This is a genomic window from Sphingobacterium anhuiense (genome assembly GCF_042686355.1).
Lineage (GTDB): Bacteria > Bacteroidota > Bacteroidia > Sphingobacteriales > Sphingobacteriaceae > Sphingobacterium > Sphingobacterium anhuiense.
Genome location: NZ_JBHUPE010000003.1, coordinates 155,304 through 178,238, shown reverse-complemented (window position 1 = coordinate 178,238; position 22,935 = coordinate 155,304). Strand labels below are relative to the sequence as shown.

Sequence of the window (22,935 nt, the reverse complement as noted above, 5' to 3'; positions counted from 1 at the left end):
GCTAAATCACTTGCTTTTTTTAAAATAATCAACCATATTTGCTATTACAATAAAGAAATGAATATAAACGTATTAAATAAGTCTTGGTGGTGGCATAACAGTTAAACTGTTGTGGCAAAGAACTATTGCTTAGATTTATCTATACATCAAAATAGTAGGCTTGCCTTTTTAGGTAAGCCTTTTTTTATTTTAACAATACCATGAAAAAAATATTAGCGCATTTATTTGAATATAAATCATTCAGCAGAAAAGAGGCTTATGATATCCTCATCAATATCACAGAGGGCAAATATGATAGCCATCAGATCGCTGCATTCATGACAGCTTACGGCATGCGAAGTATCCGTGTGGAAGAACTTGGTGGATTTAGAGATGCGATGTACGATCTATGTCTTCAGCTTGACTTCAGCGGTTATGATTTAATCGATTTATGTGGTACAGGTGGAGATGGAAAAAACACTTTCAACATTTCTACATTAGCATCTTTTGTTGTAGCTGGAGCAGGTTATCATGTCGCTAAACATGGTAATATCGGCGTCTCATCGGGCTGTGGTTCTTCCAATGTTATGGAATATTTGGGCTATCAATTTACAAACGATAAAGGCGAGCTAAACAGACAACTGGATGAGGCTAACATTTGCTTCTTACATGCCCCTTTATTTCATCCTGCGATGAAGACGGTAGCACCTATTCGAAAAGCGTTGGCCGTTAAAACATTCTTTAACATGCTAGGCCCTTTGACGAATCCTGCGAATCCAAAATTTCAATCCGTAGGTGTTTTTAGTCTAGAGCTTGCAAGATTGTATGGATACCTCTATCAAGATTCAGTAAAACAATATTCGATTATACATGCACTGGATGGATACGATGAGATATCACTTACAGGTGATTTCAAAGTTATAACCAATGCTGGAGAAAAATACTATAGTATTCCTGAACTTGGCTTTGATATTGTTGCACCAGCTTCTTTAGCTAGTGGGGAAACAATCAATGAAGCGGCAGACACATTTTTGAAAATTATAAGCAATGATGGTAATGACATTCAAAATAACGTAGTACTTACAAATGCCGCTTTTGCTATCAATACATTTGATCCGCAAAAAACATTTGCAGCTTGTTTGGCCGAAGCAGAAGAATCACTTAAAAGCGGAAGAGCATTCAATAGTTTCAAAAAACTTATAAATAAATAACATGAGCTTAAAAATTAAAGTTTGTGGCATGAAAGATCTGGATAACATGCTAGATCTCATTAAATTACCGATCGATTATATGGGTTTGATTTTCTATGAAAAATCAAAACGATATGTCAGTGCTTTGGATGCCCATTTTATAAAGGCAATCCCAGGAATAAAAAAAATAGGTGTTTTTGTAAATGCCAGCGAGCAGGAAATTCTACAAAAAATCAGTGATTACGGATTAGCCGGAATTCAGTTACATGGTCATGAGGATCCTGATTTTTGTCTTAGGTTAAAATCTAAAGATATTCTAGTCATCAAATCTTTTGGTATTGACGAAAACTTTGATTGGCAATCTCTCAACGCATACGAATCGGTTGCTGATTATTTCTTATTTGACACTAAGACTAGTAACCATGGCGGTTCGGGAATACACTTTGACTGGGATTTATTGAGGAACTACCCCTTAGAGAAACCCTATTTTTTAAGTGGTGGTTTAAGTGCTGAAAATATAAGAGAGGCAAGCCAGATTTCCGATCCTCGTTTATACGGTCTCGATTTAAATTCAAAATTTGAATTTAAGTCAGGAATAAAAAATGTAGAATTATTAGAACAGACATTGAAAAACATGAATTATGAGCAAGTACCAGGTTAATGAAAAAGGATATTATGGTCAATTTGGAGGTGCTTACATTCCAGAAATGCTATACCCTAATGTAGAAGAACTGCGTCAAAAATATTTAGATATTATTCAAGAACCCAGTTTTCAGGAAGAGTTTAATCAACTTCTAAGAGATTATGTCGGTAGACCATCACCTTTATACTATGCAGGCCGTCTATCCGAGAAATATGGGAGTAATATATATTTAAAAAGAGAAGATCTAAATCATACAGGTGCTCATAAAATAAACAATACAATTGGTCAAATCTTACTTGCACAGCGACTAGGAAAGAAAAGGATCATAGCTGAAACGGGAGCTGGGCAACACGGTGTTGCTACTGCTACTGTATGTGCATTAAAAGGATTAGAATGTGTGGTCTACATGGGCGCCATCGATATTGAGCGCCAAGCACCAAATGTTGCCAGAATGAAGATGATGGGAGCGCAAGTAGTACCAGCACAATCGGGAAGCAAAACTTTAAAAGATGCTACTAACGAAGCTTTACGAGATTGGATAAACAATCCCGTTGACACACATTATATCATTGGTTCTGTAGTAGGGCCTCACCCCTACCCAGATATGGTTGCTCGTTTTCAGTCTATCATATCTGAAGAAACAAAAAAACAGCTCTTAGAAAAAACAGGCAAATCCAATCCTGACTATGCAATAGCATGTGTAGGTGGAGGATCGAATGCTGCAGGAATGTTTTATCACTTTGTAGATGAAGAATCAGTAAAGCTGATTGCTGTAGAAGCTGCTGGATTGGGCGTTGATTCTGGCGAGTCTGCCGCAACAACGGCACTAGGAAAAGAAGGTGTATTACATGGAAGCCGATCATTGCTGATGCAGACTCCAGATGGACAGGTTATAGAACCATACTCCATATCTGCGGGATTAGACTATCCTGGAATTGGTCCACAGCACGCCTGGTTATTTAAATCCGGACGCGGCAATTATGTGAGCGTGACGGATAAAGAGGCAATGGAAGCAGGATTGTTGCTCACAAGACTGGAAGGAATTATTCCTGCTATTGAAAGTGCTCATGCTTTAGCATACTTAGAAAAAATGGATTTAAAACCAGATGATACTGTGGTCATCTGTCTGTCAGGACGCGGAGATAAAGATCTGGACAATTACATGAAATATTTTGGCTTTTAAACGATGAGAAAAATAAAAAAAACAGGGGATCAAGGTCTCTTATCGATATATTATACTGCTGGTTACCCAACACTTGATAGCACAGTAACTATTGCCAAAAAGCTGGAGGAATCAGGTGCTGATTTTTTAGAAATCGGTTTCCCTTATTCAGATCCTGTTGCCGATGGCCCCACTATTCAGCATAGCTCCGAGGTTGCTTTAAAGAATGGCATGACAGTAGAAATTCTTTTTGAACAATTGAAAGAGTTACGTAAGCATGTGACCATTCCCGTGTTTTTAATGGGCTATGTAAACCCTTTATTACAATATGGTGTGGAACGTTTTTGTGCTGAATGCAAAAAGGTGGGTATAGACGGAATTATTGTACCGGACTTACCGATGTATGAATATGAAGAACTGTATAAAGATACATTTGAAAAGAATGACGTTGCCAATATTTTTATAGTGACCCCACAGACTTCAGAAGAACGTATCAGAAAGATTGATAACCTTTCCAATAGCTTTATCTACTTGCTCTCCTCTAATGCAACTACAGGGACAGAACTGAATGTAGGAGACACAACAACTGCCTACTTCCAGCGAATAAAAGATATGCAGCTCGCAAATCCAATTGCAATCGGATTTGGCATTTCAAATAAGCAATCTTTTGAACAAGCTACATCATTTGCCACAGGAGCTATTATAGGTACAGCATTTGTGAAACTACTAACGAAGGACAATTACTTAGATGAAATTCCTAATTTTATTAAATCAATAAAAGGTTAAACAAAAATAGTCCTTGCTTAATCAAGGACTATTTTTCTAAACTTCTACTAACTGAACAAAAATTGTAGCAATAATATGACAACAAGAATGCTCAAGAGAGCAAGTTGTTTATTAGCTTTGTCGAAATGAAACAGTTGATCATACTTATATTGATTTTTCACTATTCCCTTACGGCGACTAGTGCAACTGTGTATTTTCATTTTTGTCATGGAGAAACGCAATCCATCTCCCTGAATAAAGACGAGGCATCACATGCAGAATGTACATTATGCAAAAAAAATGATGCCTGCCATAAAACTCCGGTTTCGGAAGAACATAGATCGACTGAAGATAATAAATGTAAAAATGTTTCTGTCGATTTAAAAAACGTCGATGACAATCATTTTTCATCGGATAGTGCAAAGGTTTATCCGGTTATCAGTCCTGCCATTCTGGTATTAAACTGGATTATTATAAATCAAAACTACTTTGAAAACATTGCCAATACCAAATGTGTTTTCGCGTCAAATAAACCAATATCAGCATCTGATATTTCTCCTTATTTGATAAACTGTAACTTCAGAATCTGATTTTTAAATTTTTTATAGGTCTTTTAAAGACAACCAAAGTCACACTTTAGCGATAAAAGCTGAAGTATACTACTATTTCAAAATTTTAAAAAAATCATGAAACAAATATTAAAATACGCACTTATTCCCCTATTTATTTTTCTTGCAAATACTTCGCTGAAAGCCACTTCTTATATTGCTAAACAAGACAGTACGGTAACATTACATGTCGCTGGAAACTGCGGTATGTGTAAAAAACGTATTGAAAAAGCAGCCAATCTTCCCGGTGTGTCGAACGCCGTGTGGAGTGAAGATACGCAGAAGCTGTCCTTAACATATAGTGCTAAAAAATCAACATTAGAAACGATTAAAAAAAGCATTGCGGCTGTCGGACATGATGTTGAGAATGTACGAGGAAACGACAAAGCATATGCCGAATTACATGAATGCTGCTTATATCCTAGATTAGAAAAAGTTCAAGCTTCGCCATTAACAATTAGTGCTACAACAAACGAGAGTAGTGCTACAACAACCGTTTCTGTTGATAGCACAACCACTATGCATGTAGCAGGAAACTGCGCTTTATGTAAAAAAAGAATCGAAACTGCGGCTACTATTAATGGTGTTACATCAGCAATCTGGGATGTAAACACAAAAGAGCTGGTAGTAAAACATAATCATCAAAAAGCACCTTTAGAAGAAATCAAAAAAGGCATTGCTGCCGTTGGACACGATGTAGACAACGTACGTGCCGATGATCAAGTATATGAACAATTACATGAATGTTGTTTGTATCCGAGAATGGAAAACGGTAAAATTACGGCTGTAAAAGCAAAGAAAGATGATCATCATGACCACAACCACATTTTAACCGGCGTAGTTGTTGAAGAAAATGAAAAAGGAGACCTCAATCCAATCACAGGTGTTAACATCCATTGGTTAGAAGATAAAAGCAAAAATGCAAGAACAAATGAAAATGGTGTTTTCAAATTACAGCATCATGGAAATTTTAAGAAAATCGTTGTGAGTTTTGCAGGTATGCAATCGGATACGATTACAATAAAAGACTTGCATGAAGTATTGATGATAAATGCAAAAAGCAATGTTTTATCTGAGGTGGTAGTAACAGGAAGCAGACGATCAAACTTCATCAATCGAATGAATCCTGCACGTGTAGAGGTATTAACAACTAAAGAACTATTTAAAGCTGCATGTTGTGATTTAAGTGAAAGTTTCGAAACAAATGCTTCTGTTGATGTCGTAAGTAATGATGCTGTAACAGGTTCTAAACAGATTCAAATGCTAGGATTAAGCGGTATATATACACAGCTTACTGTAGAGAACTTACCCGGCCCTAGAGGCTTAGCAGCTCCACTAGGTTTAAATTCGATATCTGGAAGCTGGATCGAATCTATTCAAATTGCAAAAGGTATTGGTTCCGTTGCAAATGGATATGAAAACATGGCTGGACAGATTAATGTTGAACTTAAAAAACCGCAAAATTCGGACAGACTTTATTTCAATGCCTATGCAAACAACATGGGAAGAACAGATGTAAACTTAAATTTAGCTCAAAAAATAAACAACAATTGGTCTACCGCTGTCCTATTACATGATAATTTCATGTATAATAAAACAATGAATTTCAGTGATAACGGTTTTCGCGATATCCCTGTTGGAAACCTCTTTTCAGGAGTAAACCGTTGGAATTATGAAAACGGAAAAGGTTTCATGGCACAGTTTGGAATTAAATATTTAAATGATGACCGTACTGGTGGTCAAACAGATTTTAACAAAAAAACAGATAAAGGCACTACCAATAGATATGGTCTAGGTTTTGATATTGAAAGAATCGAAGGCTTTGCTAAAATCGGCTATGTATTTCCAGAAAACAGACACCGTAGTATAGGTCTACAACTTGCAGGTTCAAACTACAATCAAAAAAGTTATTTTGGTCTAAAAAATTATAATGGTGAACAACAGAATGGATATGCCAATTTGATATTTCAAGATGTTCTCGGAACTGTAGCTCACAAATACCGTGTGGGAGCTTCTGTAAATTATGATAACTATGATGAGTTATATCTGGATGTTCAGAATTTTAAGAGAAAAGAAACTGTTTCCGGTGCTTTTGTAGAATATACTTTTAGTCCAAATGAAAAATTTGATGCCGTAGTAGGTTTAAGACAAGATTATAACTCACTATACGGTTGGTTTACTACACCTCGTTTAAATTTACGTTATGCACCTTTTACAGGTAATACAATGCGTTTAAGTGCTGGTAGAGGGCAAAGAACGGCTAACATTATTGCCGAAAATATGTCTGCACTAGCAAGTAGCCGCACATTAATTATCAAATCTCCAGACAATTTTAAAAATGCTTACGGATTAGACCCTGAAGTTTCTTGGAATACTGGCTTTACAATTGATCAAAGTTTCAGATTGTTCAACAGAGAAGCAACTGCATCGGTTGAGTTATTTAGAAACAGTTTTGAAAATCAGGTTGTAGTTGACTATGAAAACCCTAGAGAAATATCTTTTTATAACTTAACAGGTAAATCATATTCAAATAGTCTTCAGGCAGAATTACGCTTTAATCCTCTTCCTCGTTTAGAAACAAGACTCGCATATCGTTTACTCGATGTTCAAACTGACTTTGAAAGTGGTCGAAAAAGTAAACCGCTATTGGCTAAGCACCGAGGTTTTACTAATCTAGCTTATACATTACCTTCATCAGGATGGAGTTTTGACTATACCTTAAATATTGTAGGAGATAAAAGAATACCTTCAACAATAGAAAACCCAGTTGAATATCAGGTAGCAACAAAATCAAATGCTTATGTAACCATGAATGCGCAGGTAAGTAAAGATTTTGGAAAAAATAAAAACTTCACAATTTATGTCGGTGGTGAAAACTTAACAAATTATTTCCAACATAATCCAATTTTAGGAGCAGATGATCCATTTGGATCGTACTTTGACACCTCTCTATTATGGGGACCACTAACGGGAAGAATGTTCTACACCGGTGTAAGATTTCATATCAACTAAAATAAAAAGGGAACCAAGTTAGCGGTTCCCTTTTTTATTGTAGTTTCTTTAGTTCCTGATAGAGTCGAGCTGTTGGCAATCCTACCACATTTGTATATTCTCCCTTGATACTTTTGATCCCGATACGACCTATCCACTCTTGTATTCCATAAGAGCCCGCTTTATCAAATGGCTCATATTTTTCAATGTAAAAATTAATTTCATCATCACTAAGCGGATAAAATTCTACTTCAGTGGATTCCGAAAAAGTAATTAATTTTTCATCTTCCAGAATACAAACCGCAGTAATTACTTCGTGGATATCACCCGATAACATCTTTAACACGTGAAAAGCTTCTGCTTTACTTTTAGGTTTTCCTAATATTTTTTGATCAGAGGTTACAACAATAGTATCTGCAGTAATGATTACAGCTCCTTCAAAATCATTAAGAAAAGCCTCAGCTTTTTTTGCCGCAATGGCCTTTACTACCTCTATAGGTTTTAGAAGTTCATCGACAACTTCATCCGTCTCGCGAACCACCACTTCAAATTTCAAACCCAATTCACTTAATAATTGGCTTCTTCGCGGCGATTGGGAGCCCAGTATTATTTGTCTATTCTCTAAATTTATCATTACTTATATACTTTTGACTGTTGTATCCACTTGCCATTTACCCTGAATTTTTAATACTTTTTCCATTACATCTCGTACAGCCCCATCACCACCAATTTTTGGAGAAATATAATGGCAAATTCCTTTAATTTCCTCAATAGCATCAGCAGGACATGTGGCAAGACCAGCCAGTTTCATACAGTCAAAGTCTGGCATATCATCTCCCATATAAAGGATATCTTCAAAATTCAGGCCCAGTGAAGCCAGGACTTCTTTCAGCTTTCCAATCTTATCGAAGACTCCTGAATGAATTTCTTGAACACCTAACCCCTTTAACCTTTTAACAACACCAGTAGAATTTCCACCTGTAATAATGATGATTGGATAACCCCGCTTAACAGCTAACTGCATGATATAACCATCCTTAATATTAAAAGTGCGCAACTGTTCACCAGCCTCATTGACCAGCACACGTCCATCAGTCAATACACCATCCACGTCCAATACAAAAGCTTTCACTTTTTTAAGATTATCAAAAATCATAGCTGTTTTCTTTCAAAAATAAGTAATATATAATTCGAAATGCAATATAAAATAATACAAAATTTACAGCTATTAAGACAACTTATTATTACAAATAGACAAAAAATCATATTAATGTCACAACACATATTGTGGAGACAACTTTAATTCAAAAACATTTGGAATAAATAGGTTTTTTGATGTATCTTTGTAGGAGATAATTAAGGTTATCTATTGCAGGGGAATAATGATGAATGACATCAAGAAATATTTGAAATGACATTCACATAACATAATATCAAATGTTTATCATTAATTTTGCTGTATCAAATCACTACTTAAAAACAGTGATTATTAAAAATGTCTTTTCATAATTTAGGTTTATAATTGGTTAGTAACAAACCCTGGTGCCCATCACCAGGGTTTTGTTTTTTAAACAACTAGCAAGACAAAAAAATAGCTGCAAATAAACTATTTACAGCTATAATTACTAAAAAAAACGTTATTATCTTGGAAGTGATTTGAAATCTATATTAGGCTTCACTCCTGTTGCTTTCCTAATAAATTTACTACCAAACGGAACATATTTATTAAAGAACCCAAAATTCTTTAAATAAAACCCTTTCTCATTTACGCCACCGGCATAGTCCATACGGTAACCTTTACGGCCAGTATTATCAATGGTAAATCTACCTTCAGTACATTCATACCAATTCCCTTTGTCATCGGCTACCCATTGATTTGAAAATTGTACTTCCCGTTGATAAATACCTTGGTCAGGGTTGAAATTTTCTAAGAAAGAATGAAAGCCTGTTAAATATTGATTAGTCTGAGGACGTTCAAATTCGGCTATAATTTGCCATTTACCTACTTCAGGTGCATAAAACCAAGCTGTATAAGCTGTATAATTATTTGCAATCGGTCTACCTCTCAATAAGAATTTATAAGTACTTCCGGCTTTCCAATTAAATTTCAGATAGCTTTGTCCACCAGAGCCTTCGTTTCCGAATTCGCCGGTATGAACTGTTTGACCTTTTGTTTTCAAAATTATCTTATGATCATCAGGAATTTCCTTAGGATCATCTGTTGTAAAAGGACTCCAGACGGAGAATAAGACACGACGTTCCGTACTGCTATTTACCTGCATACCAAAATATCCTACATTAAAACCATTGGACATAAAATAAGATCCTTCAACATCACTACCCTTTGGAACAGTAACTTCGTTATAATAATATTCTATATTCTTATCTTTAGGTTGCTGGTATCCCATATGCGTTGACGGCCCCCTTCTACCCCAGTAGAAGAAATTATCTTCATTATCTTTAACATAGTTCATTTGACCATCGGACGCTGTTCCTTTCAAAACATACCCACCTATTGCCGGATACAATGAAGCTGTAGTTTTTGCTTTTATTTCAATTGTGTGATAGCCAGTATCTACAATACTAAAATCAGCAACATTGATCACTCCTTTTTGATTCGGTTCTATTGTTACATCGACACTTTTACCCGCGAATTTAAAAGTGAATTTCCCTCCAGCATTGCCTTCAAGTACCTGAACGGAAAGATGTACCTGACCAGTTTTACCAAAACGAACAAATGTTTTTACTGTCCGTTTATCGTCTTTCCAGTTTTCAATCTTTCCATTCTTTACAATTGATTCTCTATGATTGCTATTCGGATACTCCCAACTATTACCTCCAATAGGAACAAAATTCTCTTTTCCCGATGTCAAAGACTGTGCGTAAGCTAGCGTCAGATTCAAAAAAAGGAAGAGAAATAATAACTTTTTTATTGATTTCATGTTTATAATAATTAATTATAGCACTAAATATAATGATAGGAATAGGAATATAGAACAGTTTAAAATATTTAAAAAAAAACAACCGATTGCATTTTAACTGCAATCGGTTGTTGATTCGTATAAAAAATCTGTTACATCAGATTTTAATCCTTTTGATTTCCTCTGGTATCATGACCAGGTTTGGAAATAGAAGTTCGCATATCTGTATCTGCTTGTATATTCTGCATCTTATAATAATCCATTACACCTAAATTTCCATTTCTAAAAGCTTCTGCCATAGCTAATGGTAACTGTGCTTCAGCCTCAATAACTTTCGCTCTTGCTTCCTGTGCCTTAGCACGCATCTCTTGTTCACTCGCGACAGCCATTGCTCTACGCTCTTCTGCTCTTGCATTGGCAACTTTCAAATCAGCTTCAGCTTGGTCTGTCTGCAATTTTGCTCCTACATTTTCACCGATATCTATATCTGCAATATCAATAGATAATATTTCAAATGCCGTACCGCTATCAAGCCCCTTTGAAAGAACAGTTTTAGAGATTCGATCCGGATTTTCTAGGACCTGCTTATGGCTTTCCGACGAGCCTATCGTTGTTACAATACCTTCACCGACACGAGCTAAGATAGTTTCTTCACCGGCACCACCAACTAATTGATTGATATTGGCGCGAACAGTAACTCTTGCTTTCGCTATTAATTGAATTCCATCTTTTGCAACAGCTGCCACTGGAGGTGTATTTATAACTTGAGGGTTTACTGATAACTGCACAGCATCAAATACATCACGACCAGCCAGATCAATAGCTGTAGCGAGCTTAAAACTCAAAGGAATATTTGCCTTATCGGCGGAAATTAAAGCTTTAATTACTCTATTAACATTTCCCCCCGCCAAATAATGGGTTTCAATTTCATTAGAAGTGATGTTTAGCCCTGCTTTTGATGAGATTATCATAGCGTTTGTAACCAAAGAAGGTGGTACTTTACGTAATCGCATTAAAACTAGATTCAATAAACTAATTTTAACATTAGAAAGCTGTGCAGTAAACCAAAGATTTACAGGTAATAAATAAAGCAAGAGAAACAAGGCTACAATACAGCCTATAATCATTAAAGCGAAAGAAAAATTTGGATCCATTTGATTAGATTAATTAAATAGTAATTGTCTTAAAGATATCAAATAATGATCAAACATGAGCCAAAACAATTTAAAAAGTGTAAATAAAGTAAAATCCAATCAAACTCAACTTCCAAATATTAACCTCAAAAACTACGAGTACTTCCTCATTTTTTTACTACTTTTACTTAGAACTAGCATTGATTTCTAATTTGCCACTTTTCCCTTAAAAATTATTGAAACACGCTAAAGAACAGCTTTCTTTGACGCATTTGAATAGATAAAAAAGGAATCAAAAGAAATCAGAAAATTATTATGCTATTACTCTAATGTCAATTAGCGTATTATTTTAACGTATTATCAAAAAATATTACTCTTATATCAAGATGAAAAAGCTACGTTTTCAACAACAACTCATCATTGGAATTATATTTTCATTTCTAATCATACTTTCGGCATCGTTATTATTTTTCATCCAATTGGATAAAAGTACGGCTCATGAACAAGACCTTATACAAAAAGCAGAAGCAAAGTTTGATCTTATCGATAATATCAAGAATAGTGTTGCCCGAGTAAATGATGCAAAACTTAAGTTTTATACAGAAAAAAATGCAAGTGTATTTGCACCCTTTGCTGGTGAAATAACTGTGGTCCTTGAAACTATAAAAAACTTAAGCAAAAAGGACAGCTACTATACATTTGATGCTAACAAGCTAAATAATTTAAAAAATACCATTTTAGATTTCTATGACTTCGAGCGAGCCATCTCGTTAAGTAAGGAAAACAAATTTAAAGCGCTAAATGTAAACAATAAACGAGCTGATATTCAAAATCAGATTTCTATAATCTCCAAAGACTTAATCGATAAAAGAAAAGAATTAATTAAAAAATCAACAGATAGATTAGAAAATATCAGGTATTTAACTTACTTTTTAGTTTTTGTGGGTCTAGCAATCATGATCTATATATTCATCATTGTTCTTAATGTTTTTAAAACATTAAAAAAGAGTATAATTGATGAAAAAAAGTCCAATACAGCCCTTTTAAAATTAACCTCTAAAGTTGAACAAGACAACTCCATTTTAAATAACATCAACACTTTAGACCACAACCTTCGAGGCGATTTTAATGAAAAACAAATTGCAACGATAGGACTCGATAATATCTGTAAAACGACTTCCTCTCTTGCTGGTACAGTATATGTCAAAAAAGAAAATAGCACCCTTTTTTCCCTATTAGCAAATAAAGGAATCCCATTAGATGTCCCTATTAAAACTTTTATTTCAGAAGGAGATGGGATACTCAGTGATGTGATTAATGATCAAAAATTAACGATCATTCGCGATGTAAATGCAAACAAATATCAGATTGCGTCTTCGTTAATTGATCAATTTGAAACGAATCTCTATCTTATTCCGATCGTATATGAAGAAGAATCTATTGGTATAATTGAATTAGTATGTCCAAAAGACAAAAAGAATGAAAATGAAAATATTGAATATTTACACCGCGTTAGCAAAATATTAGCTGTTAGTTTGAAAGTTGCCCAAGCGCATTCAAAGATGGCGGAACTCTATGAAGAATTACAGCAACAAACGGAAGAATTAGAAGCGCAACAGGAGGAACTGAGAACAACGAATGAGGAATTAAGTTATAAAACGAATTTGCTAGAAGCATCCGAAGAGGAATTGAGAGTACAGCAAGAGGAGCTCGTACAAACAAATAATGAACTGGATGAAAAAGCTAAGTTACTACAGGAGCAGAATAATGAATTAGAAAAAGCAAAAGATAACATTGCTTTAAAAATCAAAGAGGTTGAGTCAGCCTCTAATTACAAATCAGAATTCATGGCAAACATGAGCCATGAACTGCGTACGCCTTTAAATAGTATTTTAATATTAGCAAAATTATTACAAGATAATAAACTAGACAATCTAACTAGTGAACAAATCAAATATGCCAGTGTGATCCATAATGCAGGAACTGATTTACTTCATTTAATCAATGACTTACTTGATCTTGCTAAGATAGAATCGGGCAAAGTGGAACTGGCACAAGAGAACATTGACAACAAAGATCTCATCGATTATATCTTAAATTTCTTCAAGAATACTGCGGAAGACAAAGGCATCAATTTCAAGATAGCTCTTTCTCCCGATGTGCCTACTCATTTTTATTCGGATGAATATCGGATCCAGCAGATCTTGAAAAACTTACTATCAAATGCTTTCAAATTCACCAATCCTAATGGAAATGTAACACTTGATATTGGTATAACTAAGGGTGATGAACTTACTTTTAAAGTTATCGATTCTGGAATTGGCATTGCTGCTGATAAACAAAAACTCATATTCGAAGCTTTTAGACAAGAAGATGGTTCTACAAGCCGCAAGTATGGTGGAACTGGTTTAGGATTATCAATATGTAGAGAAACTGCAAAATTACTAGGTGGTCGAATCACATTATCGAGTGAAATCGGAGTAGGAAGCACCTTTATCTTTACATTGCCACTACGTACTGCACCTGGTACCATTCAAACACTTAAATCTAATGAGGAACATACGGAAAAAATAATCCCGTCCACTGAAACCGATGATTCCAAATTGTTACCAGAAAATAAAGATATAATTCGAAACCCGGATGACCTGAATACCTTGTTGATCATTGAAGATGATTTGATTTTTGCAGAAATATTAAAGGATTATGCCGAAGCATATCATTACCGTGTCATACTTGCCCATGACGGAGAAGAAGGATTAGAAAAGGCAATGGCACTAAGACCAAAGGCGATTATTTTGGATATTATGCTTCCTAAAATTGATGGCTGGAATGTACTAAAAGTTTTAAAATCAAATCGGGAGACCTCCTCAATACCTGTACATATGATGTCTGCGGGCACCTATTTGGACAATGAACCAATAAATGCTGGAGCAATTGGATTTATGGCTAAGCCCGTTTCTGAAAAAACTCTTCAAAACACGTTTGAAAAAATTCAATCCATGCTTTCAAATGTTATGAAAAGAGTTTTACTTATTGAAGACCAAAAAGTACAAAGCGATTTTATTAAGCACGGTCTAAAAGATGAAAAACTAACAGTAGATCAAGCCTATGACGCCAATAAAGCACTTGAATTATTGAAGAATAAAGCGAATAATTACGATTGTATTATTTTAGATTTAAATCTTCCAGATAAATCAGGGTTAGAATTACTTGACGAAATAAAATCCTTAGAGACTTACAATGAAACTCCTATCATCATCAACACAGCGATGGAATTGACCTCTGAACAGACTACCAGAATTTTAAAACACTCACAAGCTATGGTTTTAAAATCTGCCAAGTCAAACGACAGATTAGTAGACGAAGTACGTCTTTTCCTGAATAAAATTGACCAGAAAACAGAAAATAAATCGAGGATAATTGATAATGCAAATGATTTTCAACTTGAAAAAACATTAGAAAACAAAACAATTTTATTAGCAGATGATGATATGCGAAATATCTTTGCATTGACAAGTGCATTTGAAAGTTTAAATATTCATGTTGAAATTGCCAATAATGGTCAGGAAGCGCTTGATATTCTCAATTTAGAAAATAACATTGATCTGGTATTAATGGATATTATGATGCCCGTTATGGATGGATATGAAGCTATTGCCAATATTCGTAAAAATAAAAAGTATCAGGATTTACCTATCATTGCCATAACAGCAAAAGCGATGAAAGGTGATAAAGAAAAAGCTATTGAAGCTGGTGCCAATGACTATGTCAGTAAGCCTATTGATATTGACAAATTAATTTCATTGATCCGTGTTTGGGTTAGTTAAATAGAATTAGATATGTTAGACTATTCCGAATTAGACGACGTTATAGAAATCATAAAAAATTTCCATGGATTAGATATCTCTGGATATTCAAAAGCATCTTTAAAAAGACGAGTTACCCGCATCATGGATATTAATAAACTGGATGTCGTTGGTCTTAAATCGAATCTGATCAATCAGGAAGGTTTTATACATTATTTCATCCCAGAAATGACGGTAAATGTTACAGAGATGTTTCGGGACCCCGACTTTTATTCATCTGTAACCACAAAACTGTTCCCCTATCTGGAAACTTATCCCCATATAAAAATATGGAGTGCTGGCTGTTCGACAGGCGAAGAAGTTTATTCCCTAGCTATCTTACTAAAAGAAGCTAATTTACTCAACAGATCGTTTATATATGGTACTGATATTAATTCGCAGGTTATAGAAAAAGCTAAAAAAGGTATTTACACCTTAACAAAGCTTAAGGAGTATTCCGAAAATTATATCAAAACAAAAACTGAACATTCTTTATCCGAGTACTATACCGCGATGTATGATGCAGCCACCATTCAGAATGATCTAAAAAAAAATATACTATTTTCTATTCACAATTTAATTTCTGATGGTGTTTTTAATGAATTTCAATTAATTACATGTAGAAATGTATTAATCTACTTTGATCTTAAATTACAAGAAAAAGTACTTGATCTTTTTTATGATTCTTTGTGCAAATTAGGATTTCTATGCTTAGGATCAAAAGAATCCCTAATCAACTATAAGCACGCAAACCGATTCAAGTTAATTGATAAAAAAAACAATATCTATCAAAAAATAGCGTAAGAAATATCATATGGAATAAGCGATTTCGTAAGCGGGCGAGATCCAGTACATAACAAAGATTTCATTAACGCTATAAACGAGCTTAATAATAACACTAAAACGAACACGCATTAAAAAAATTAGCCGTATATGAATAAGGGCAATAAAATATTACTGTTGGGAGGATCTGCCGGAGGTTTTGGTGTGATATTAAATCTATTAAAATCAATACCGAAGACCTTTCAGATTCCAATACTTGTAATCGTTCATCGTAACCCAAAATTTGAATCTAATTTTGAACAAGTTTTAAAAAAAAACTATGCTCTACAAATTAAATCGGCTGAAGATAAAGAACAGATTCAAGGAGGAAAGGTTTATTTTGCGCCTCCTGGTTACCATTTATTGATAGAACCTGATTTCAAACTTGCATTAGATAATTCAGAGCCCGTACAATTTTCAAGGCCTTCCATTGATGTCACATTTGAATCAGCATCCGAAGTTTATAAAGAGAATTGCATTGCAATTTTGTTTTCGGGAGCGAATCAAGATGGTGCAAAAGGCTTATTAGCAATTAAAAATAGTGGCGGAATATGTATTGTGCAACATCCAGATGCTGCAGAAGTTCCTACAATGCCTCAAGCAGCTATCGATTTACATGCTCAACATCATATTTATACAACAGAAGAAATTGCAAAGTACATTGATCAGTTAAATGGACTAGTATAATGAAGAATATAAACTTATTAATAGTTGATGATAAAATTGAAAATCTCATTAGCCTTACCGCATTATTAAATGATATTGCAGGTATCAATATTATCAGTAGCCAAGATCCTAATGAAGCACTTCGCATCTGCTATAAACAAAACATTGATATTGCATTGGTTGATGTACAAATGCCAGACATTAATGGGTTTGAATTTGTGGAACTCATCAAGCATAATCCGAAAACCAGTCACATTATTGCCATCATGGTTACGGCGATATCCAAAGAAGAGAAATATCTCATTCAAGGATTGAACAGCGGTGCTGTCGACTACCTTTATAAACCCCTAAGTCCCGAAATCACAATTGCTAAAGTAAAATCCTTTATTCAGCAGGTACAAACTCAAAACGAGATTAAAGAAAAAAATCAGGCTTTGGAGAATTCCAAAGAAGAACTTATACGAGCAAAGGAAGAGGCAGAATTAGCCCGAAAATCCAAAGAAACTTTTCTAGCAAATATGAGTCATGAAATTAGAACACCTATCAATGGTGTGATGGGCATTGCTCAAATGTTAAAAAACTCACCGCTTTCACTTGAACAACAAGATTGGGTCAATAAGTTAAATAGTGCATCGCTCAATTTACTTAATATCGTAAATGATATTTTAGATCTTTCCAAATTTGATTCCGGAATGATGAAACTAGAAATTGAACCTACCTCCGTACATGATATAACAGACGACCTCAAAAATCTATTTGTACATAAGGCGATTCATCAAGGTCTGAATTTCTCTATTTTTATCGATGAAAAAATAGATAGTTTTTTCTTAGCAGATCCATTGCGATTAAAACAAATTCTCACCAATTTCATATCCAATAGTTTCAAATTTACTGCAGAAGGCAGTATCACTTTAAATATCAATTTAATTGATAGTAATGTTTCAAAACTTCACCTACAATTTCAAGTTACCGACACCGGAATAGGTATACCGGAACATTCTTTGGAGAAGATTTTCTTTGCTTTTGAACAGGGGGAAGATGGAATAACGAAAAAATTTGGCGGAACAGGTCTTGGTTTAGCAATAGTGAAAAAACTCTCCATATTACTAGGAGGAAAAGTTACTGCTGTTAGTACTTATGGAAAAGGGAGTGAATTTACATTTGACTGTTGGTTTGACAGAACAACTGCCGTAACAAAGTCTAAACCTGAAAAAATACTATACTCAGAACTCAAAAGTTTCGATAATTTAAAAATATTAGTGGCGGAAGACAATGAATTGAATAGTTTCATGCTTGCTAATATCCTGAGAACTTGGAATTGCGAAATTAAAACTGCCAATAATGGTAAAGTAGCACTTGAAAAGGTCGAAAGTGAAGATTTTGATATTATTTTCATGGATTCACATATGCCTATTATGAGCGGTTTTGAAACCATTCGTAGAATCAGACAGCATGATAATCCAGCAATTTCGAATATTCTTATCATATCGATATCTGCATCTGTACTTGAAGCTGAACAACAGGAAGCTCTTGATGCTGGAGCGAACAATGTGATTGGAAAACCTTTCGATCCAAATCACTTACATGAAATGATAGAAAAAATGTTACGCAAAAAATACAATTAAAACCAATATTTTGCCTATTTTTAGTAAAAATATAATTAACATAATGAAAAAATTATTTGTTTTACCAGTTATTGCCTTAGCAGTAGCCTTTGCTTCTTGCGGTGGCGATTCAACAAAAAAAGAAACCAGTTCAACAACTGAACAAACAACTCCAGAAGTTGCGGAAACAGAAGCAATCCCTGGAATTGAGAATGTAGAGCTTTCTAATACTTTAGCTTTAGAAGGTAATGATGCAATGAAATATGATAAAAACCTATTCCGCGTAAAAGCTGGAGAGAGCGTTGAGTTAAATTTTAAGAATGCTGGTACTATGCCTAAAGAATCTATGGGGCATAATGTTGTCATTTTAAAACCAGGAACTGACTTAGCAACATTTGGTGCTGAAGCAGCTGGTGCTCAAGCAGATGAATATGTGCCTAAATCAGCACTTTCTTCTGTGATTGCACATACAAAATTATTAGGTCCAGGTGAAACAGATAAAATTACCTTTACTTTAGAAAAAGGAACTTATGATTTCATCTGTAGCTTTCCAGGACATTACGGTGTAATGCAAGGAAAGATTGTTGCAGAATAATCATTCATAAATATTTCAATGAGGCATTCCTTAAATAGGGATGCCTTTTTTTATGACATTATAACGAGACTACTATTTCAAATTTATACACGTTTTTAACAAAATAGATTTCCTATAATGTTAATTATGACTAAATTTGCTCAAACATTTAAAACGTAATAGATGCAATACGACGTAATAGTAATTGGAAGTGGACCAGGCGGATATGTAGCAGCAATCCGTTGTGCACAATTAGGGTTAAAAACTGCTGTAATTGAGAAGTATAACACTTTTGGAGGAACTTGTTTAAATGTAGGTTGTATTCCTTCAAAAGCTTTATTAGATTCATCTGAGCATTACCACAATGCTGCACATTCTTTCGAAGCACATGGTATTAGCTTAAGCAATTTAAAAGTTGATATTAAAAAGATGATTGCTCGTAAAGACGATGTTATCAATCAAAATACGGCAGGTATCACATACCTGTTCAAAAAGAACAAAGTTGAAAGTTTCCAAGGAATTGGTTCATTTGTAGATAAGAACACCATTAAAATTACAAAAGATGATGGTACTTCTGAGCAAATTACAGGTAAAAATGTAATCATTGCTACAGGTTCAAAACCTACTTATTTACCTTTCTTACCAGTAGATAAAAAAAGAATTATTACTTCGACAGAAGCTTTAAATTTAACAGAAATTCCTAAACACTTAATCGTAATCGGTGGTGGTGTTATTGGCCTTGAGTTGGGTTCTGTTTACGCTCGTCTTGGTTCTAAAGTATCTGTTGTAGAATTTGCAAAATCAATCATCGGAACTATGGATGGTGGTTTAGGTAAAGAATTACAACGCGTTTTGAAAAAATCAGTTGGAATGGAGTTCTATACTGGCCACAAAGTTACAGGAGCAACTTCAAAAGGTAAAACTGTAACTGTGACAGCTGAAAACCCTAAAGGTGAAATCATCTCATTAGAAGGTGATTACTGTATCGTAGCTGTAGGACGTACTGCTTATACGGATAATTTAGGTTTAGAAAATATCGGTATCACTGTTGAAGAAAGAGGTAAAAAAATCACAGTAAACGATCATTTAGAAACAATCGTTCCAGGTGTATACGCAATTGGAGACGTTGTCAAAGGTGCTATGCTAGCGCACAAAGCAGAAGATGAAGGTATCTTCGTAGCAGAAAGCATTGTTGGTCAAAAACCACATATCGATTATAATTTAATTCCCGGTGTTGTTTACACTTGGCCTGAAGTTGCCTCTGTGGGTAAAACAGAAGAGCAATTAAAAGAAGCTGGTGTTAAATACAAAACGGGTTCATTCTCATTCAAAGCTTCTGGTCGTGCCAAAGCTTCGATGGATACGGATGGTTTTGTAAAAATATTAGCTGATGCTGAAACTGATGAGGTTATTGGCGTACATATGATTGGACCAAGAGCTGCTGATATGATTGCAGAAGCAGTCGTAGCGATGGAATATCGCGCATCAGCGGAAGATATCGGTCGCATTTGCCATGCACACCCGACATATACTGAAGCAATAAAAGAAGCTGCGTTAGCCGCAACTTCTAATAGAGCAATTCACGCTTAAAATACTAAAAAGGGGAAAATAAAATTTTCCCCTTTCTTTTTCAACAGACCAAGCCCAAAATAAAACATGAATTTCTATACGAGAAAATGGGTAAAACCAGAAGACTTAAACCCTAACGGTTCACTATTTGGGGGGACCTTATTGAGATGGATTGATGAAGAAGCTGTTATCTATGCAATTGTGCAATTAGCCAATTCACATGTAGTAACGAAGTATATTTCTGAAATCAATTTCGTCAGTTCGGCTCAACAAGGTGATATTATTGAATTAGGGATAGAAGCAACTAATTTTGGTACAACATCCATCACGATGCGATGTGAGGTTCGCAACAAAATTACGAGAAAAACAATTCTATCCATCGACAAATTAGTTTTTGTCAACCTTAATAAAGAAGGCACACCAACACCGCACGGACGCACCGAAATTACTTATGCTTATGTCGGTATTGATAAAATAAAAAAGGATGAGTAAATCATCCTTTTTTATTTTCTATTTCTTTTGTCCATTAATAATCTTCTTCACATCCAATTCTACCCAGAAACCTATAATAGGAATTAGAGATAAGACAAAATAAGTCAATGGTCTTTTCCAGTTCCATTTATATTCTACTGTGCACATGATCAACATGATGACAAATATGACGACAAAAAAGCCATGAATCGAGCCAGCAATTCTCACCGCTTCGGGCGTTTCAAAAAAATATTTCATCGGCATAGCAAAGAAAAACAAACAAATGGTTGAAACAGCTTCCCAAAGTGCTATTTGTCTAAAAATACGGAGCATAAAAACTTGATTTAAAAATAAGTAATCCCAAAAATAGAATTATTTAGTGAGATGGATATTTTTTCTGAATGCTTTGACCTTCCTTTGACATATTAATCTTTAAAATGACCTGCGCTTATTAAAATCTGCCAATATAATGTCGCTCAATTTTATAACATTCAGAAAAAATGCGTACTTTTGAATAAGCTTTGCTATTCTGAATCTCAAGAAATTCAGAAATAGATTGAGCATTCAACTACACAATAATTATTTTATGAATTACGACATCATTGTAATTGGTAGTGGTCCTGGTGGATATGTTGCTGCCATTAGAGCCTCACAATTAGGTTTCAAAACTGCTATCATCGAGCGCGAATCTTTAGGAGGTATTTGTCTAAATTGGGGCTGTATCCCGACGAAAGCTCTATTAAAAAGTGCACAAGTTTTTGAATATTTAAATCATGCTGCTGAATATGGTATTAATGTACAAGGTGGTGAGCCTGACTTTGATGCTATTGTAAAAAGAAGTCGTGGCGTAGCAGATGGAATGAGCAAGGGTATTCAATTCTTAATGAAAAAGAATAAGATTGACGTCATTAATGGTACTGCAAAAATTAAAACCGGTGGTAAGATCGATGTTAAAGCTGCAGATGGTTCATCAAAAGAATACACAGCGAAACATACTATTTTAGCTACTGGTGCAAGATCACGTGAATTACCAAATTTACCACAAGACGGTAAAAAGATCATCGGTTACAGACAAGCATTAGTATTACCTAAACAACCAAAATCACTTGTGATTGTTGGATCTGGAGCTATTGGAATCGAATTTGCATATTTCTACAATGCAATTGGTACGAAAGTAACAGTAGTAGAATTCATGGACAGAATCGTTCCTGTTGAAGATGAAGAAATATCAAAACAATTAGAAAAAAGCTTAAAGAAACAAGGCATTAACATTTTAACTTCATCCGAAGTACAATCTGTTGATACTTCAGGTACTTTAAGTAAAGTAAATATCAAGTCTGCTAAAGGCATGGAAGTTATCGAGGCTGAAGTTGTATTATCAGCAGTAGGTATCATGCCAAATATCGAAAACCTAGGTCTTGAAGAAGTTGGTGTAAAAACAGACCGTGGCCGTGTTGTGGTTGACGATTATTATAAAACAAATATCGACGGCGTTTATGCTATCGGTGATATCGTAAAAGGACAAGCTCTTGCACACGTTGCTTCAGCAGAAGGAATTTTATGTATTGAAGCGATTAAAGGTCTTCATGTAGAACCAATTGACTATAACAACATCCCTGGATGTACCTATTGTTCTCCTGAAATTGCTTCAGTAGGTTATACTGAGAAAGCGGCAAAAGAAGCTGGTTACGAAGTTAAAGTAGGTAAATTTCCTTTTTCTGCTTCAGGTAAAGCATCTGCTTCCGGAGCAAAAGATGGTTTTGTAAAAGTTATCTTTGATGCAAAATACGGTGAATTCTTAGGAGCTCATATGATTGGTGCAAATGTTACGGAATTGATTGCTGAAATTGTTGTAGCAAGAAAATTAGAAACAACTGGTCATGAAATGATTAAAGCGATCCATCCTCACCCAACTATGAGTGAAGCTATTATGGAAGCTTGTGCCGATGCTTACGATGAAGTGATACACTTATAACGGTAACGGACAAATAA

19 protein-coding genes are annotated in these 22,935 nt (G+C 34.8%); 14 read left to right on the top strand and 5 right to left on the bottom strand.

Annotated elements, in window-relative coordinates; genetic code table 11:
- Positions 1 to 200 precede the first annotated feature (200 nt).
- The 6 genes from trpD to ACFS6I_RS05150 all read left to right on the top strand — a co-directional run bounded on the left by trpD (position 201) and on the right by ACFS6I_RS05150 (position 7,359).
- Positions 201 to 1,190 (top strand): anthranilate phosphoribosyltransferase, encoded by a 990-nt coding sequence (gene trpD / locus ACFS6I_RS05175; protein ID WP_168128234.1) that lies wholly within the window; start codon positions 201 to 203, stop codon positions 1,188 to 1,190.
- A 1-nt stretch (position 1,191) separates the two neighbouring features.
- Positions 1,192 to 1,830 (top strand): phosphoribosylanthranilate isomerase, encoded by a 639-nt coding sequence (locus ACFS6I_RS05170; protein ID WP_132843743.1) that lies wholly within the window; start codon positions 1,192 to 1,194, stop codon positions 1,828 to 1,830.
- Positions 1,811 to 2,995 carry a tryptophan synthase subunit beta gene (gene trpB, locus ACFS6I_RS05165; RefSeq protein ID WP_021188818.1) on the top strand — a complete coding sequence of 395 codons (1,185 nt, stop codon included), beginning with the start codon at positions 1,811 to 1,813 and terminating at the stop codon, positions 2,993 to 2,995. Before ACFS6I_RS05170 ends, trpB begins: the two co-directional genes overlap by 20 nt.
- Positions 2,996 to 2,998: 3 nt before the next feature.
- The gene (gene trpA / locus ACFS6I_RS05160; protein ID WP_380918619.1) at positions 2,999 to 3,760 is read left to right on the top strand and encodes a tryptophan synthase subunit alpha; all 762 of its coding nucleotides are present in this window, start codon (positions 2,999 to 3,001) and stop codon (positions 3,758 to 3,760) included.
- Positions 3,761 to 3,885: 125 nt separating this feature from the next.
- Positions 3,886 to 4,329, top strand: coding sequence for a hypothetical protein (locus ACFS6I_RS05155; protein WP_380918617.1), 444 nt, complete (start codon positions 3,886 to 3,888; stop codon positions 4,327 to 4,329).
- A 96-nt stretch (positions 4,330 to 4,425) separates the two neighbouring features.
- Positions 4,426 to 7,359, top strand: a complete 2,934-nt coding sequence (locus ACFS6I_RS05150; protein WP_380918616.1) for a TonB-dependent receptor domain-containing protein — start codon at positions 4,426 to 4,428, stop codon at positions 7,357 to 7,359.
- Positions 7,360 to 7,393: 34 nt separating this feature from the next.
- Here ACFS6I_RS05150 and ACFS6I_RS05145 read toward each other — a convergent pair whose 3' ends face one another.
- From ACFS6I_RS05145 to floA, 4 genes are all read right to left on the bottom strand, one after another.
- On the bottom strand, positions 7,394 to 7,972 hold the full coding sequence (locus ACFS6I_RS05145) for a Maf family nucleotide pyrophosphatase (RefSeq protein ID WP_380918614.1): 579 nt from the start codon (positions 7,970 to 7,972) through the stop codon (positions 7,394 to 7,396).
- 3 nt (positions 7,973 to 7,975) lie between these two features.
- On the bottom strand, positions 7,976 to 8,494 hold the full coding sequence (locus ACFS6I_RS05140; protein ID WP_380918612.1) for a KdsC family phosphatase: 519 nt from the start codon (positions 8,492 to 8,494) through the stop codon (positions 7,976 to 7,978).
- A 484-nt stretch (positions 8,495 to 8,978) separates the two neighbouring features.
- The gene (locus tag ACFS6I_RS05135; RefSeq protein WP_380918610.1) at positions 8,979 to 10,280 is read right to left on the bottom strand and encodes a DUF3472 domain-containing protein; all 1,302 of its coding nucleotides are present in this window, start codon (positions 10,278 to 10,280) and stop codon (positions 8,979 to 8,981) included.
- Positions 10,281 to 10,423: 143 nt separating this feature from the next.
- Positions 10,424 to 11,413: a flotillin-like protein FloA gene (floA, locus tag ACFS6I_RS05130; RefSeq protein WP_380918608.1), complete on the bottom strand. Its 990-nt coding sequence runs from the start codon at positions 11,411 to 11,413 to the stop codon at positions 10,424 to 10,426.
- A gap of 365 nt (positions 11,414 to 11,778) precedes the next feature.
- Between floA and ACFS6I_RS05125 the strand changes: the two genes are divergently transcribed.
- From ACFS6I_RS05125 to ACFS6I_RS05095, 7 genes are all read left to right on the top strand, one after another.
- On the top strand, positions 11,779 to 15,219 hold the full coding sequence (locus ACFS6I_RS05125; RefSeq protein WP_380918606.1) for a response regulator: 3,441 nt from the start codon (positions 11,779 to 11,781) through the stop codon (positions 15,217 to 15,219).
- 12 nt (positions 15,220 to 15,231) lie between these two features.
- Positions 15,232 to 16,041, top strand: coding sequence for a CheR family methyltransferase (locus ACFS6I_RS05120; protein WP_132772339.1), 810 nt, complete (start codon positions 15,232 to 15,234; stop codon positions 16,039 to 16,041).
- A gap of 129 nt (positions 16,042 to 16,170) precedes the next feature.
- Positions 16,171 to 16,746: a chemotaxis protein CheB gene (locus ACFS6I_RS05115; RefSeq protein ID WP_380918604.1), complete on the top strand. Its 576-nt coding sequence runs from the start codon at positions 16,171 to 16,173 to the stop codon at positions 16,744 to 16,746.
- Positions 16,746 to 18,350, top strand: coding sequence for a response regulator (locus ACFS6I_RS05110; protein ID WP_380918602.1), 1,605 nt, complete (start codon positions 16,746 to 16,748; stop codon positions 18,348 to 18,350). The genes ACFS6I_RS05115 and ACFS6I_RS05110 overlap by 1 nt, the downstream gene beginning before the upstream one ends.
- A gap of 43 nt (positions 18,351 to 18,393) precedes the next feature.
- Positions 18,394 to 18,924, top strand: coding sequence for a plastocyanin/azurin family copper-binding protein (locus tag ACFS6I_RS05105; protein ID WP_380918600.1), 531 nt, complete (start codon positions 18,394 to 18,396; stop codon positions 18,922 to 18,924).
- A 162-nt stretch (positions 18,925 to 19,086) separates the two neighbouring features.
- Positions 19,087 to 20,493 carry a dihydrolipoyl dehydrogenase gene (gene lpdA / locus ACFS6I_RS05100; protein WP_021188804.1) on the top strand — a complete coding sequence of 469 codons (1,407 nt, stop codon included), beginning with the start codon at positions 19,087 to 19,089 and terminating at the stop codon, positions 20,491 to 20,493.
- Positions 20,494 to 20,559: 66 nt separating this feature from the next.
- Complete coding sequence (locus ACFS6I_RS05095; RefSeq protein WP_021188803.1) at positions 20,560 to 20,964, top strand: acyl-CoA thioesterase; 405 nt, start codon at positions 20,560 to 20,562, stop codon at positions 20,962 to 20,964.
- Positions 20,965 to 20,982: 18 nt separating this feature from the next.
- Here the strand turns inward: ACFS6I_RS05095 and ACFS6I_RS05090 are convergent, their stop codons facing one another.
- Positions 20,983 to 21,276: a DUF3817 domain-containing protein gene (locus tag ACFS6I_RS05090; protein ID WP_346598622.1), complete on the bottom strand. Its 294-nt coding sequence runs from the start codon at positions 21,274 to 21,276 to the stop codon at positions 20,983 to 20,985.
- Positions 21,277 to 21,529: 253 nt separating this feature from the next.
- On the opposite strand from ACFS6I_RS05090, the gene lpdA (ACFS6I_RS05085) reads away from it, so the two are divergent.
- A complete protein-coding gene (lpdA, locus tag ACFS6I_RS05085; RefSeq protein WP_132772342.1) occupies positions 21,530 to 22,918 on the top strand; it encodes a dihydrolipoyl dehydrogenase in 1,389 nt (462 codons plus the stop codon).
- Positions 22,919 to 22,935 lie beyond the last annotated feature (17 nt).